Genomic DNA, 13,970 nt, shown 5'->3' on the forward strand with positions numbered 1-13,970 from the left:
CGATGATCGAAATTGAGCCAATCAGATGGCAGCGGTGTTACCGCTACCCTCTGACCAGCAAAATTTGTTCCTTGATGCGCTGATTCTACCGCGAAGGTTAGACGAACTGCGCGGCCGCGTACGCCGAGGCCCAGGCCCACTGGAAGTTGAAGCCGCCCAGGTGGCCGCTGACGTCGAGCACTTCGCCAATAAAGTACAGGCCCGGGCTTTTCAGTGATTCCATGGTTTTCGACGAGACCTCGCGGGTATCGACGCCGCCCAGGGTCACCTCGGCCGTGCGGTAGCCTTCGGTGCCGGCCGGCACCACCTGCCAGGCCCCGAGCTTGTCGCTGACCTGGGCCAGTTCCGCCGGGGTGTACTGCTTCATCGGCTTGGAGACGAACCAGTGCTCGGCCAGCAGGTTGGCCATCTTCTTGGTGAAGATCTCCCCGAGCAGGGTCTTGAGCTCACTGTTGGGGCGCTCGGCCTGCTGCTGTTGCAGCCAGCCGAGGGCGTCATGCTCCGGCAGCAGGTTGATTTCAAGCGTGTCGCCGGCCTGCCAGAACGAAGAAATCTGCAGGATCGCCGGGCCGCTCAGGCCGCGGTGGGTGAATAGCAGGTTTTCCCGGAAGCTGCTGCCGTTGCAGCTGGCTACGCAATCCACCGAGGTCCCCGACAGTTCAGTGCAGATGGCCTTGAGCTGCGGTTCGGTGATGGTGAACGGCACCAGGCCCGCGCGGGTCGGCAGCAAGGTGTGGCCGAACTGGCGGGCGACCTGGTAGCCGAAACCGGTGGCGCCGAGGGTCGGGATCGACAGGCCGCCGGTGGCGATCACCAGTGACTGGCACTGGAACTGGCCGGCGCTGGTTTCCAGCAGGTAGCCGCTGTCGAGTTTTTCGATCTGCTCGATACGCGTATCCATGCGCAGTTCGGCGCCGGCGCTGGCGCATTCGTCCAGGAGCATGCCGAGGATGTCGCTGGACTTGTTATCGCAGAACAGCTGGCCGAGCTTCTTCTCGTGGTAGGGCACGCCGTGCTTGCCGACCATCTCGATGAAATCCCACTGGGTGTAGCGGGCCAGGGCCGACTTGCAAAAGTGCGGGTTGTGCGAGAGGAAGTTGCTCGGCTCGGTGTACATGTTGGTGAAGTTGCAACGGCCGCCGCCGGACATGAGGATCTTCTTGCCCGGCTTGTTGGCGTGGTCGAGCAACAGCACCTGACGGCCACGTTTGGCGGCGGTCAAGGCACACATCAGGCCGGCGGCGCCAGCGCCGATGATGATCACTTCGGTGGAACGCACTGCAAAATCCTCGAGATTCGGTGGTGAAGCGATCGCGGAGCAAGCCCGCTCCTACAGGGAGGGTGTGTAGGAACGGGCTTGCCCGGCGAAAAGGTGTCAGACGATCCGTACCCGCAACGACCGCCCCTTGATCTTGCCGCTGTTGAGCCGCTGCAACGCCTGCTTGGCCACCGCCCGCTCGACAGCGACGAACGCCTGGAAGTCGAAGATGGCGATCTTGCCCACTTGGGTGCCCGGCAAGCCGGCATCACCGGTCAAGGCGCCGAGGATATCGCCAGGACGCAGTTTGTCCTTGCGCCCGGCAGCGATGCACAGGGTGCTCATGGTCGGCAGCAGCGGTGCACCATTCTGGGCCTTGAGGCTGTCGAGCTGTTCCCAGCGCAGGGCGGCCTTTTGCATGTCTTCGATGGCCTGGGCGCGATGGCCTTCGGCCGGGGCCACCAGACTCACCGCCAGGCCTTTCTCGCCCGCCCGCCCGGTACGGCCGACGCGGTGCACGTGGATCTCGGCATCGCGGGCCAGCTCGACGTTGATAACCATGTCCAGGGCATCGATATCCAGGCCGCGGGCGGCGACGTCGGTGGCCACCAGCACCGACAGGCTGCGGTTGGCGAACAGGGTCAGGACCTGGTCGCGGTCACGCTGCTCCAGGTCGCCATGCAGGGCCTGGGCGGCGATGCCCTTGGCCTGCAGGTGCTCGACCAGCTCCTGGCACTGCTGCTTGGTGAAGCAGAACGCCACGCACGACTGCGGACGGAAATGGCCGAGCAGCTTGCTCACCGCGTCCATGCGCTGGTCCGGGTTGATCTCGTAGAAGCGCTGCTCGATCTGGCTGTCGGCGTGCTGCGACTCGACCTTGACGGTCTGCGGGTCGCGCATGAAGGTCGAGGCCAACTGCTTGATGCCGGCCGGGTAGGTGGCGGAGAACAGCAGGGTCTGGCGGCGCTTCGGGGTCTGGCCGATGATGTCGGCGATGGCGTCGTAGAAGCCCATGTCGAGCATGCGGTCGGCTTCATCGAGCACCAGGGTGTTGAGGCCATCGAGCACCAGGGTGCCCTTGCTCAGGTGCTGCTGCACGCGGCCCGGGGTACCGACGATGATGTGCGCGCCGTGCTCCAGCGAAGCGATCTGCGGGCCGAGGGACACACCACCGCAGAGGGTGAGGATCTTGATGTTGTCTTCGCTGCGGGCCAGGCGGCGCAGTTCTTTGGCCACCTGGTCGGCCAGCTCGCGGGTCGGGCACAGCACCAGCGCCTGGCAACCGAAGTAGCGCGGGTTGAGCGGGTTGAGCAGGCCGATGCCGAAGGCGGCAGTCTTGCCGCTGCCGGTCTTGGCCTGGGCGATCAGGTCCATGCCCTTGAGCATCACCGGCAGGCTCTGGGCCTGGATCGGGGTCATCTGGGCGTAGCCGAGGGCGTCCAGGTTGGCCAGCATGGCGGCGGACAGCGGCAAAGTGGCGAAGGCGGTGGCAATGGTGGTCACGAGACTGGCCTGCAAAACAAAATGTCGCGCAGTGTACCAGCCTCGTGGCCTTTAGCCCTAAGGCTCGATCTCCGGTTCCGGACGAGGGGCACGCCTTCCGTCCGCCCTGGACAGCTGCATGAAGATCGCTGCGGCGAACATGGCCATCAGGCCGATGGTCACGAAGGTCAGCTGGAACGCCCCGAGGGTGCTTTCTACGCCCTCGGCGCTGCCCGCTGCGGTAAAACCGCCGAGCAGGGCGCCAGCGCAGGCCACGCCGAGGCTCAGCGACAGTTGCGCGACCACCGACAGCAGGCTGTTGCCGCTGCTGGCGTTGTGGTCATCCAGATCGATCAGGGTCACGGTGTTCATTGCCGTGAATTGCATCGAGTTGACCGCGCCCAGCAAGCCCAGTTGCAACAGCAGCAGGGCGTAGGGCGTCTGCTCGTCGACCAGGCCCAGGCTGGCCAGCAGCAAGCCCAGCAGCAGGGTGTTGCCGGTGAGAATGTTGCGGTAGCCGAAACGCTCGATCAGCGGCCGGGCAATCGACTTGGCGAGCATCGCCGCCGCGGCCAGGGGGATCATGCTCATGCCGGCCTGGGACGGTGAATAGCCCAGCGCCACCTGCAGCAACAGCGGCACCAGAAACGGCAGGGCGCCACTGCCGAGACGAGCGAACAGGTTGCCGAGGATACCCACCGAGAAGGTCCGGGTGCGGAACAGTTTTGGCGAAAATAGCGGGTTGTCGACGCTGCCGGCGCGCAGCCAGTAGGCGGCCAGGCAGGCCATGCCGGCGAACAGCAACAACATCACCCGCAGGTGCGGCAAGTGCAGTTCGCCCAGGCCTTCCATGGCGATGGTGATCAGCACCATCGCCGCGCCGAACAGCACGAAGCCGATGCTGTCGAAGCGGGTGCGCTCGCTGCCGCGCAGGTCGGGGATGAACTTCCACACCGCATAACAACCGATGGCGCCAACCGGCAGGTTGAGCAGGAAGATCCAGTGCCAGCTGAGAATCTCCACCAGCCAGCCGCCCATGGTCGGGCCCAGCAACGGACCGAGCAGGCCGGGGATGGTGATGAAGCTCATGATCCGCACCAGTTCCGAACGCGGATAGGCGCGCAGCACCACCAAGCGCCCGACCGGCAACATCAATGCCCCGCCCAGGCCCTGGATCACCCGCGCCGCCACCAGCATGCCGAGGCTGCTGGCCAGGGCGCAGAGCAGCGAGCCGAGGCTGAACAGGAGGATGGCGCCGAAGAAAATGCGCTTGGTGCCGAAGCGGTCGGCAATCCAGCCCGAGGCCGGGATCAGCAGGGCCACGGTGAGCATGTAGGCGATGATTACCGACTGCATGCGCAGCGGGTCTTCGGCCAGGTCGCGGGCCATGGCCGGCAGGGCGGTGTTGAGGATGGTGCCGTCGAGCGACTGCATGAAGAAGGCGATGGCCACTACCCAGGGGATCCAGCGGGCGGTGGTCGGGTCCAGCGGGGCGCGGTTGGGCATGGGCATCTCTACAAGGTCGAGGGCCTCATCGCCGGCAAGCCGGCTCCCACAGGGACAAGTTCACACAGATCCGTGTGGGAGCTGGCTTGCCAGCGATCGGGGTTATCACAGTGTCAACGTCAGGCGTTTGACCAAGGCTCCCGGCAAATGGCTCGAACTGGTCTGCCGTTGCCCGTAGGTGCTGGTCGACAGAATCAGCTCGCGGTCTGTCGTCAACGCTTCCAGCTGCGAACCCAGCAAGCTGTAGACACTGTCGTCAAAGCGCATGGTGCTTACTGGAGCCTGAATCTCACCGTTCTCGACCCAGAAGGTGGCAAAGCGGGTCAGGCCGGTCATGCGCGCCGCAGGCAGGTCCGAGTAGTTCAGGTACCAAAGGTTGCTGATGTACAGGCCGGTGCCCAGGCGGGCGAGGATTTCACTGTGCTCCAGGTCACCTGGCGCCATGCTCAGGGCGCAAGGTGCTTCGTGACTGTCGGCACCGTTGGCCGCCAGCTCGAACTCGGCGGCGCTGCGTGCGCAGATCAGGCGATCCAGGGCCTGGCCTTTGTCGATCAGACGCAGGTCGCTGCGCAGCAAGCCTTCATCCGAGAACGACGGGCTCAGCGAACCGCTGACCTGTTCGGCAATGCTGGTCAATGGGCTCAGACTGGCATCGGCACTGTACAGGCGCTGCAGCGGGCTGTTCTTGGTGGCGATGGCCTGGGCCGAGAAGCCACCCCAGCAGAGCATGCCCATGACCTCGTCGAGCGCCGCCGGTGCCAGGTAGGCGCGGTACTGGCCGGGGGCGAGCTTTTTCAGCGGGCGGCCGAGGTAGTCAAGTTGTTCGCGGGTCTGCTGCAGGCGCACGGCGAAGGCTTCGTGGTCCCAGGTGTGCCCGGCATAGTTGGCTTTGACCGCTTCGCCGTTGCTGTGGAACAGGCTCCAGTCGAAGTTGAAGCTATTGGCCTGGTGCCAGCCAAATGCCCCGAACGAGCTGGCAAAACCGCGGCAGATGGGGCCTGCGGCATAGATGCCGACCAGATCCAGATCACCTGCGCCTTGCTCGATCTGCGCCAGTACCTCGGCGCTGTCAGGCAGCGGTTGATCCTGCACGCTATGGCTTTGCCAGGCGCTGTCGTTGAGCTGTAGGTAAGGGTCGGGCTCGAGCAGCGGCAGGGTCTGGCGCAGCTGCTCCAAAGCCTGTTGCAAGCGCAGTTGGTCCACTTCGGCATCGTTGCCCAAGGTGAACTGCAGCTCGGCCTGGCGCCCGTCGGCGATCAGCTTGAGCACGCAACTGGCTTGCTGGACTTCACCGGCCTGGCGCACCTTGGCGTGATTGAAACGGATGAACTGCGAGTGTTCGCCGCTGTAGCTGAGGGTGAAATGCTCAGGGGCGGGTACTGCGTCACGCAGGCTGGCGACCAGGTGCTGAAAGCTTTGCAGTGGGGTGGCAGCCATCAGGCGTCTCCTCCGAATACGTCGATCTGGCTGAATACGCAGGCGGGGGAGGCGTGGCCCACCCGTACCACCTGGTTGGGCTCGCCCTTGCCGCAGTTCGGTGTACCCAATACTTGCAGGGTACTGGCGTCACCGACGGCGCTGAGGTTGCCCCAGAACTGTGCGGAGATGCCGCGGTAGTTGGGGTTCTTGACCACGCCCTTGAGCTCGCCGTTCTCGATCAACTGGCCCCATTCGCAACCGAACTGGAACTTGTTGCGCGCATCGTCGATCGACCACGAGCGGTTGGTGCGCATCAGGATGCCCTGCTCGATGCCGCCGATCAGTTGCGCCAGGGGCTTGTCGCCCGGCTCGATGTTGAGGTTGGCCATGCGGTCGATCGGCGCGCGGTTCCAGCCGCAGGCGCGGCTGTTGGCCACCCCTTCAAGGCCAGAGCGGAACTGCGACAGGGCGCCACCGAGCGGACGAACCAGCAAACCGTCCTTGATCAGGAACTGCTTGTGCGCGGCGCTGCCGTCATCGTCGTGGCTGTAGCTGGCCAGCTCCTCGCGGATCGACGGGTCGAAGGTCACATTGAGCAGTTTCGAGCCGTATTGCAGGTTGCCGAAGTCGCTGGCTTTGACGAAGCTGGTGCCGGCGTAATTGCGCTCGTCGCCGAGGATGCGGTCCATTTCCAGCGGGTGACCGATGGATTCGTGGATCTGCAGCATCATCTGGTCGGGCATCAGCAGCAGGTCGCGCACACCGCTTGGCGTGTTCGGCGCCAGCAGCAGTTGCAGGGCCTGATCGGCGACCTTGGCTCCGGCGCCGACCAGCCCGCAACGCTCGATCACATCCAGGCCGCCCTGCTGGCCGAAGTTCTCCCGGCCCAGGGTGCGGGTCTGGCTGTCCTGGCCGTCGAAGGCAGTGGTGCTGAAGCCCGGGTAGATGAAGCGCTGAGCCTGGCGCAATTCGGCGCCGGCAGTGTTCAGGTAGATCTGTTCGATAGTGCTGATACCGAGGCTGGCGTGCCAGTTCACCAGACGACTGTCGCTCGGCACGCTGGCCGACTCCTGGGCGAGCAGGGCGTAGCACTCGGCCAGGGACGGGAAAGCTTGCTCGAGGTTGGGCGAGCAGTAGTCGGCGCGGCCTGTGGCCACCGGTTGTTCGCGCAGGTCGAGCAGGGCGCGCCCGGCGATCTGCCGGGCCAGTGCTTCAGCCTGCTCCAGAGCCCGCTGCAGGCCGGCCTGGGACAGGTCGGCAGTGGCGGCGTAGGTTTCCACGCCATTGAGGCGCACGGTCAGCATTGCGCCTTCGTCACGGCTGAGGAACGGCGGCTCGGCGATATTCTTGCGCACCGACAGGTGCTGCTGGCTCTGCTGCACATAACGCAGGGAAAAGAATTCGCCACTGCTGCGCAGGGCGGCGAAGCGCTGGCGCAGCAATGCGGTCAACTCGAACATGCGGGAACCTCCGTGTGCGCGGTGGTTCCCCCTCAGAACCACTCGTCGTGCATGCTCAGGCAGGTATCGTCACGGGCCGCGAGCAATGCCAGCTCATTATGGCAGCCCGGCACTTCCCAGGTCAGGAAATAACGCGCGGCCTGCAATTTGCCCAGGTAGAAGTCGCGATCAGCCGGGTTACCCCCGGCCAGGCCCTGTTCGGCACGCACTGCCTGCTCCAGCCAGCGCCAGCCGATCACGCAGTGGCCGAAGGCCTTGAGGTACAGCGCCGAGTTGGCCAGGGCAGCATTGACCTGACCCTGGCCCAAGTCGTCGAGCAGCCCGAGCGTCACTTCCTGCAGGCGCATGAGCAACTGCTCCAACGGTACACGCAGGCGATCCAGGCTGCTGTGCTGTTGGGCATGCTTGCAGGTGGTGGCGATCAGACGGACCAGTTGCTTGAGCCCGGCACCGCCGTTCTGCGCCAGTTTGCGCCCGAGCAGGTCCAGTGACTGGATGCCGTGGGTGCCTTCGTGAATGGGATTCAGGCGGTTGTCGCGGTAGTACTGCTCGACCGGGTACTCGCGGGTGTAGCCATGGCCACCGAGAATCTGGATGGCCAGTTCGTTGGCCTTCAGGCAGAACTCCGACGGCCATGACTTGACGATCGGCGTCAGCAGGTCGAGCAGCTCATGGGCCTGCTGGCGAAGCGTTGCGCTTTCGCCGCTCTGGCTGTCATCGAACAATCGCGCCGCGTACAGGCCCAGGTCGAAGGCGCCTTCGACATAGGCCTTCTGGGTCAGCAGCATGCGCTTGACATCGCTGTGGTTGACGATCGGCACGGCGGCAGTGGCCGGATCCTTGTTGTCTGGCAGGCGTCCCTGCGGACGCTGGCGGGCGTACTCCAGTGAGTACAGGTAGCCGGCATAGCCGAGCATCACCGCACCCATGCCGACGCCGATGCGCGCCTCGTTCATCATCTGGAACATACAGGCCAGGCCCTGGTGCGGCTTGCCCACCAGGTAGCCGACGCACTGGCCGTTGTCGCCGAAGTTCAGCGCCGTCGAGGTGGTGCCGCGCCAGCCCATCTTGTGGAACAGCCCGGCCAGCAGCACATCGTTGCGCGGGCCCAGGCTGCCGTCGGCGTTGACCAGGAACTTGGGCACGATAAACAGCGAAATGCCCTTCACCCCGGGCGGCGCATCCGGCAATTTGGCCAGGACCATGTGCACGATGTTTTCCGACAGCGAATGGTCACCGCCGGAAATGAAGATCTTGTTGCCGCGCAGCCGATAGCTGCCATCGTCGGCCGGTTCGGCGCGGGTGCGGATATCGGCCAGGGACGAACCGGCGTGCGGCTCGGTCAGGGCCATGGTGCCGAAGAACCGGCCGTCGATCATCGGCTGCAGGAACAGGCGTTTCTGCTCGTCGCTACCAAAACTCTCGATCAGGTTGGCAGCGCCCATGGTCAGGAACGGGTAGGCCGTGGTCCCGGCGTTGGCGGCCTGGAAGTGGGCGAAGCAGGCTTGCGAGAGCAGGGTCGGCAACTGCATGCCACCGGCTTCGAAGTCACGGCTGGCATTGAGAAAACCTGCTTCAAGGAAGGCATCGACCGCAGGCTTGACCTCCGGAATCAGCACCGCCTCGCCATTTTCATAGCGCGGCTCGTGCTCATCGCCCTTGCGGTTGTGCGGGGCAAAGTACTTTTCGGCGATGGATCGCGCGGTGCTCAGGGCGGCGTCGAAGGTTTCGCGGTTGTGCTCGGCAAAGCGCGGGCGTTGGGTCAGGGCCTCGGCGTCGAGCACTTCATAGAGTTCGAAGGCCAGGTTGCGGGCGCTGAGCAGGGTCTCGGACATGGCGGCATTCCTGTCTGGGGATGGGCCGAGTCTAGGGTGCAGGCAGGGATCAGGACAGGTTAATAGGTACAGGTGATGACGGGGCATGAGCGAGCGGCGGCGCTCGGCTTAGGACCGGTCGTACTTCTGGTTAGGATCGGTACGGCAGATTTCAACAGCCTCAAACCGGTTAGATGTCTCTGTTCCTCTGAGTCGGTATTTGTCGATGTCGTCAGAAACAACTTCCGGGGTCAACGATCATCCTCAGTTCTTTGTGGTGTCGCCCAAAAAACTGGCCATCATGAGTTTCTTCACCTTTGGCCTGTATTGGTGGTTCTGTTTTCACCGAAGCTGGGTCTTGTACCGAAAAGTTACAGGCGAGCCTGTCTTGCCATTGGTCCGCGCCTTGTTCCCGATCATTTTCCTGTATCCGCTGATGAGGCGGATCGATGCGCGGATTCGCCAATCAAGGCTTGAGTACCGATGGTCACCATTGGTCCTGACATTGCTTTACCTGATTGGCGTGGGTCCTTTGCTGTTGTTGGACCAGGGCGCCTGGGAACATTTCTTTCATATCGCCACGATGCTCCTGCTGACTTCACATGGAGTATTCATCTGGGTGATTGTCAGAATTCAGTGCGCCATCAACTTCAGTGAAGGAGATGAGCAGGGGTTGGCCAATGCAAGGCTGTCGTTGATTAACTGGATTTGGATGCTCTGGGGGCTATTGTTTTGGCCGTCGTTGGTGTTGCTTGCTGTAGGTTCGCTGATGATAGGTTTTTATTGAGCCCGTAACGAAAAAGGGAGAGCAGATGCTCTCCCTTTTTCGTGGTTGCGCTAACGTCAGCCGATAGTCATCAGGCTCGCGTTACCACCGGCAGCAGCAGTGTTGACGCTAAGTGCGCGCTCGATCACCAGGCGCTCCAGGGCAATCGCGGTTTCACCCGACGACAGGCCGTGAACACCGACGATGGCACCGGCGCGCTTGGCCACCTGCTCGCACACGGCGCGCAGTTGGTCGGAGTCGCCGTGGTGGAGGACGGCGTCGAACACCACTTCGTCCTTGTTCCAGTCGGCCACCAGCTGGATGCGCGCTTGCACTTCCTTCGGCAGGCGATTGCGCAGGGTCTTGCTCAGCTCGCCTTCCGGCCAGACCGCCGAGCTGCCCACGGCCAGGACTGCGGCCAGTTGGGTCAGCAGGTCAGCTTCGACCTCGGCCAGGCACAGCACGTGCTCGCGCGGCAGGATGGTGTAGCTGTTGCGCTCGCCAGTCGGCCCCGCCAGCAGGCGGCTGATACCGCTTTGCGATTGCTGGGCGAACTGTTCGCACAAGCCGCTCAGGTCGTTCAGCTGATTGCTCGCCGCCCAGGTTTTGAGGGCTTGCAGCGGTTTGCTCAAGCTGTCGCGCAGGCGGGTGTCCGGGGCGTTTTCGCCGTCGGTGCGCTGGAATGACTGCTCGATGGCGCCGGCCGGGCGGGTCGACAGCAGGCGGTACAGGTACAGCGGGCCACCGGCTTTCGGGCCGGTACCAGACAGGCCTTCACCACCGAATGGCTGCACGCCAACCACGGCACCGACGATGTTGCGGTTGACATAGACGTTACCGGCGTTGACGTTGTCGATGACCTTGGCAATGGTTTCGTCGATCCGGGTGTGCACACCCAGGGTCAGGCCGTAACCGGAGGCATTGATCTGCTCGATCAACTGGTCGAGGTTCTTGCGGTTGTAGCGCACCACGTGCAGTACCGGGCCGAAGATCTCGCGTTGCAGCTCGTCGAAGCTCTCCAGTTCGATCAGGGTTGGCATCACGAAGGTGCCGCGCTTGATCTCTTCACCATCGGCGATTGCCATCTGGTACACGGTACGGCCTTTGTCGCGCATGCCTTGGATGTGCTTCTCGATACCGGCCTTGGCTTCGGCGTCGATCACCGGGCCAATGTCCACGGCCAGGCGCTCGGGGTTACCCAGACGGCTTTCAGCCATGGCGCCCTTGAGCATTTCGATGACGCGGTCGGCGGAATCTTCCTGCAGGCACAGTACGCGCAGGGCCGAGCAACGCTGACCGGCGCTGTCGAAGGCCGACGACACCACGTCGATGACCACTTGTTCGGTGAGCGCCGAGGAGTCGACGATCATTGCGTTCTGTCCACCGGTTTCGGCGATCAGCGGGATCGGGCGGCCCTGGGCATCCAGGCGGCCGGCGATGTTGCGTTGCAGCAGGCGGGCGACTTCGGTGGAACCGGTGAACATCACGCCTTTGACCCGATCATCACCGACCAGACGGGCGCCGACGGTTTCACCGCGCCCTGGCAGCAGTTGCACCACGCCTTCAGGGATACCGGCTTCGAGCAGCAGGCGCACGGCCTGGGCAGCCACCAGCGGCGTTTGCTCGGCCGGCTTGGCCAGCACCGGGTTACCGGCGGCAAGCGCAGCGGCAACCTGGCCGCTGAAGATAGCCAGCGGGAAGTTCCATGGGCTGATGCACACCACCGGGCCCAGTGGGCGGTGGGCGTCGTTGCTGAAGTCGTTGCGCGCCTGCACGGCGTAGTAGCGCAGGAAGTCGACTGCTTCACGCACTTCGGCAATGGCGTTGGCGAAGGTCTTGCCGGCTTCACGGGCAAGCAGGCCCATCAGCGGCTGGATCTCGGCTTCCATCAGGTCGGCGGCACGTTCCAGGATCGCAGCGCGTTCGGCTGGCGGGGTGGCCTGCCAGATCGGCGCGGCGTTGAGGGCGCACTGGATGGCGTTGTCGACGTCGGTGACGTTGGCTTCCTGGACGTGACCGACCACATCGCGCAGATCTGCCGGGTTCAAAACCTGGGCAGGCGCTTCGCTGCTGGAGGCGCAACCGAGCATCGGCGCGGCTTTCCAGTCATTGTGGGCGGTGGCCAGCAGGGCGCAGGACAGCGAAGCCAGGCGGTGTTCGTTGGCCAGGTCGATACCGGCGGAGTTGGCCCGCTCGGCGCCATACAGGTCACGCGGCAGCGGAATGCGTGGGTGCGGCAGGCCGAAGCTGCCTTCCTGGGTGGCCATCTGCTCGATGGTGGCGACCGGGTCGGCGACCAGTTCCTGAATCGAGATCGACTGGTCGGCGATGCGGTTGACGAACGAGGTGTTGGCGCCGTTTTCCAGCAGGCGGCGCACCAGGTAGGCCAGCAAGGTTTCATGGGTGCCGACCGGTGCGTACACGCGGCACGGACGGTTCAGCTTGCCATCGGCGACCTTGCCGACAACCTGTTCGTACAGCGGCTCGCCCATGCCGTGCAGGCACTGGAACTCATACTGGCCCGGGTAATAGTTCTGACCAGCAATGTGATAGATGGCCGAGAGGGTGTGAGCGTTGTGGGTGGCGAACTGCGGGTAGATGACTTCCGGCACCGACAGCAGTTTGCGTGCGCAAGCAATGTAGGACACATCGGTGTACACCTTGCGGGTGTACACCGGATAGCCTTCCAGGCCTTCGACCTGGGCGCGCTTGATTTCGCTGTCCCAGTAGGCGCCCTTAACCAGGCGGATCATCAGGCGATGGCGGCTGCGGCGGGCCAGGTCGATGACGTAGTCGATCACGTACGGGCAGCGCTTCTGGTAGGCCTGGATAACGAAACCGATACCGTTCCAGCCGGTCAGTTGCGGCTCGAAGCACAGGCGCTCGAGCAGGTCCAGCGACAGCTCCAGGCGATCGGCTTCTTCGGCGTCGATGTTCAGGCCGATGTCGTATTGCTTGGCCAGCAGGGTCAGCGACAGCAGGCGCGGGTACAGCTCGTCCATCACCCGCTCGTACTGGGCGCGGCTGTAGCGCGGGTGCAGGGCCGAGAGCTTGATCGAGATGCCCGGGCCTTCATAGATGCCGCGACCGTGAGAGGCCTTGCCGATCGAGTGAATGGCCTGCTCATAGGACGCCAGGTACTTCTGGGCGTCATGTTCGGTCAGTGCCGCTTCACCGAGCATGTCGTAGGAGTAGCGGAAGCCTTTGGCTTCGAACTTGCTGGCATTGGCCAGGGCTTCGGCGATGGTTTCGCCAGTCACGAACTGCTCGCCCATCAGGCGCATGGCCATGTCGACGCCCTTGCGGATCATCGGCTCGCCGCTCTTGCCGATGATGCGGCTGAGCGAAGAGGTCAGGCCGGATTCGTTGTGGGTCGAGACCAGCTTGCCGGTCAGCAACAGGCCCCAGGTGGCCGCGTTGACGAACAGCGACGGGCTGTTGCCCAGGTGCGGTTGCCAGTTGCCGGTGCTGATCTTGTCGCGGATCAGGGCGTCACGGGTGCCTTTGTCGGGGATACGCAGCAGGGCTTCGGCCAGGCACATCAGTGCCACGCCTTCCTGGGACGACAGGGAAAATTCCTGCAATAGACCCTGGACGATGCCGGCACGACCGCCAGCGCTTTTCTGGTTGCGCAGTTTTTCGGCGATGCCAGCGGCCAGTTTGTTGGTCGCTTCGGCCATGGCGGCCGGCAGGCGTGCCTGCTCCAGCAGCATCGGCACCACTTCCGGCTCAGGGCGGCGGTAGGCGGCGGTGATGGCCGAGCGCAGTACCGATTGCGGCAGGATGCTCTCGGCGAATTCGAGGAAGCACTGGTGGGCGTGGTCGGCCTGGACTTCGCCGGCATCGTCAGCATGAATGCCGGGCTGACCGTTGAGTTCGGTCAGGGTGGCGCCACCCTCGAGCTTCTCCAGGTAGTTGAAGATCGCTTGTTTGATCAACCAGTGCGGCGTGCGGTCGATAGACGTCGCAGCTGCTTTGAGTCGCTCACGGGTAGGGTCGTCGAGTTTGACCCCAAGGGTGGTCGTCGCCATTTCTTATCCTCATTATTGCCACAGGTTGTGACTTAAGCTGGCGCCAAGATTAGCCGTGCGCGATTTCGGGTGCAACCTAGTGCAACCCAAAAAATGCAGGAAAAAAGTGCAACTCGTCCGGTGGGTAAAACCCCGCAGCGGAAATGGCTGTTTATGGTGCATTTTCTTCTGAAAATAGGTGTTCTTGCTCCAAAAGGGAGCAAAAACCTGCTGTTACGCAAAATTTCCGACGAG

Annotated in this window: 8 protein-coding genes; 1 reads left to right on the top strand and 7 read right to left on the bottom strand. The window is 63.7% G+C overall.

From position 1 onward, the window contains the following. Window positions 1–97: 97 nt before the first annotated feature. From PspR32_RS02105 to PspR32_RS02130, 6 genes are all read right to left on the bottom strand, one after another. Window positions 98–1,279, bottom strand: coding sequence for an NAD(P)/FAD-dependent oxidoreductase (locus PspR32_RS02105; protein ID WP_010221539.1), 1,182 nt, complete (start codon window positions 1,277–1,279; stop codon window positions 98–100). Between the two features lie 96 nt (window positions 1,280–1,375). After that, entirely contained in the window at window positions 1,376–2,713 is a 1,338-nt protein-coding gene (gene dbpA, locus PspR32_RS02110; RefSeq protein WP_232531859.1) for an ATP-dependent RNA helicase DbpA, read from the bottom strand. A gap of 105 nt (window positions 2,714–2,818) precedes the next feature. Continuing rightward, window positions 2,819–4,246 carry a multidrug transporter subunit MdtD gene (gene mdtD / locus PspR32_RS02115; RefSeq protein ID WP_010221541.1) on the bottom strand — a complete coding sequence of 476 codons (1,428 nt, stop codon included), beginning with the start codon at window positions 4,244–4,246 and terminating at the stop codon, window positions 2,819–2,821. A gap of 105 nt (window positions 4,247–4,351) precedes the next feature. Then, window positions 4,352–5,683: a TldD/PmbA family protein gene (locus tag PspR32_RS02120; RefSeq protein ID WP_159388034.1), complete on the bottom strand. Its 1,332-nt coding sequence runs from the start codon at window positions 5,681–5,683 to the stop codon at window positions 4,352–4,354. Continuing rightward, window positions 5,683–7,125 carry a TldD/PmbA family protein gene (locus PspR32_RS02125; RefSeq protein ID WP_010221543.1) on the bottom strand — a complete coding sequence of 481 codons (1,443 nt, stop codon included), beginning with the start codon at window positions 7,123–7,125 and terminating at the stop codon, window positions 5,683–5,685. The genes PspR32_RS02120 and PspR32_RS02125 overlap by 1 nt, the downstream gene beginning before the upstream one ends. 32 nt (window positions 7,126–7,157) lie before the next feature. After that, entirely contained in the window at window positions 7,158–8,960 is a 1,803-nt protein-coding gene (locus PspR32_RS02130) for an acyl-CoA dehydrogenase (RefSeq protein ID WP_159388035.1), read from the bottom strand. Window positions 8,961–9,165: 205 nt separating this feature from the next. Between PspR32_RS02130 and PspR32_RS02135 the strand changes: the two genes are divergently transcribed. Continuing rightward, window positions 9,166–9,726, top strand: a complete 561-nt coding sequence (locus PspR32_RS02135) for a hypothetical protein (RefSeq protein WP_051636763.1) — start codon at window positions 9,166–9,168, stop codon at window positions 9,724–9,726. 56 nt (window positions 9,727–9,782) lie between these two features. Here PspR32_RS02135 and putA read toward each other — a convergent pair whose 3' ends face one another. Then, entirely contained in the window at window positions 9,783–13,736 is a 3,954-nt protein-coding gene (putA, locus tag PspR32_RS02140; protein WP_036995468.1) for a trifunctional transcriptional regulator/proline dehydrogenase/L-glutamate gamma-semialdehyde dehydrogenase, read from the bottom strand. Between the last annotated feature and the right edge of the window lie 234 nt (window positions 13,737–13,970).

This window comes from Pseudomonas sp. R32, from assembly GCF_009866705.1.
Classification (GTDB): Bacteria; Pseudomonadota; Gammaproteobacteria; order Pseudomonadales; family Pseudomonadaceae; genus Aquipseudomonas; species Aquipseudomonas donghuensis.

What these genes read in the sequence shown, in the direction of transcription:
- dbpA (WP_232531859.1), bottom strand. Translation starts at nt 2,713, where the DNA reads ATGCTGGCCAACCTGGACGCCCTCGGCTACGCCCAGATGACCCCGATC.
- mdtD (WP_010221541.1), bottom strand. Translation starts at nt 4,246, where the DNA reads ATGCCCAACCGCGCCCCGCTGGACCCGACCACCGCCCGCTGGATCCCC.
- PspR32_RS02120 (WP_159388034.1), bottom strand. Translation starts at nt 5,683, where the DNA reads ATGGCTGCCACCCCACTGCAAAGCTTTCAGCACCTGGTCGCCAGCCTG.
- PspR32_RS02125 (WP_010221543.1), bottom strand. Translation starts at nt 7,125, where the DNA reads ATGTTCGAGTTGACCGCATTGCTGCGCCAGCGCTTCGCCGCCCTGCGC.
- PspR32_RS02130 (WP_159388035.1), bottom strand. Translation starts at nt 8,960, where the DNA reads ATGTCCGAGACCCTGCTCAGCGCCCGCAACCTGGCCTTCGAACTCTAT.
- PspR32_RS02135 (WP_051636763.1), top strand. Translation starts at nt 9,166, where the DNA reads ATGTCGTCAGAAACAACTTCCGGGGTCAACGATCATCCTCAGTTCTTT.
- putA (WP_036995468.1), bottom strand. Translation starts at nt 13,736, where the DNA reads ATGGCGACGACCACCCTTGGGGTCAAACTCGACGACCCTACCCGTGAG.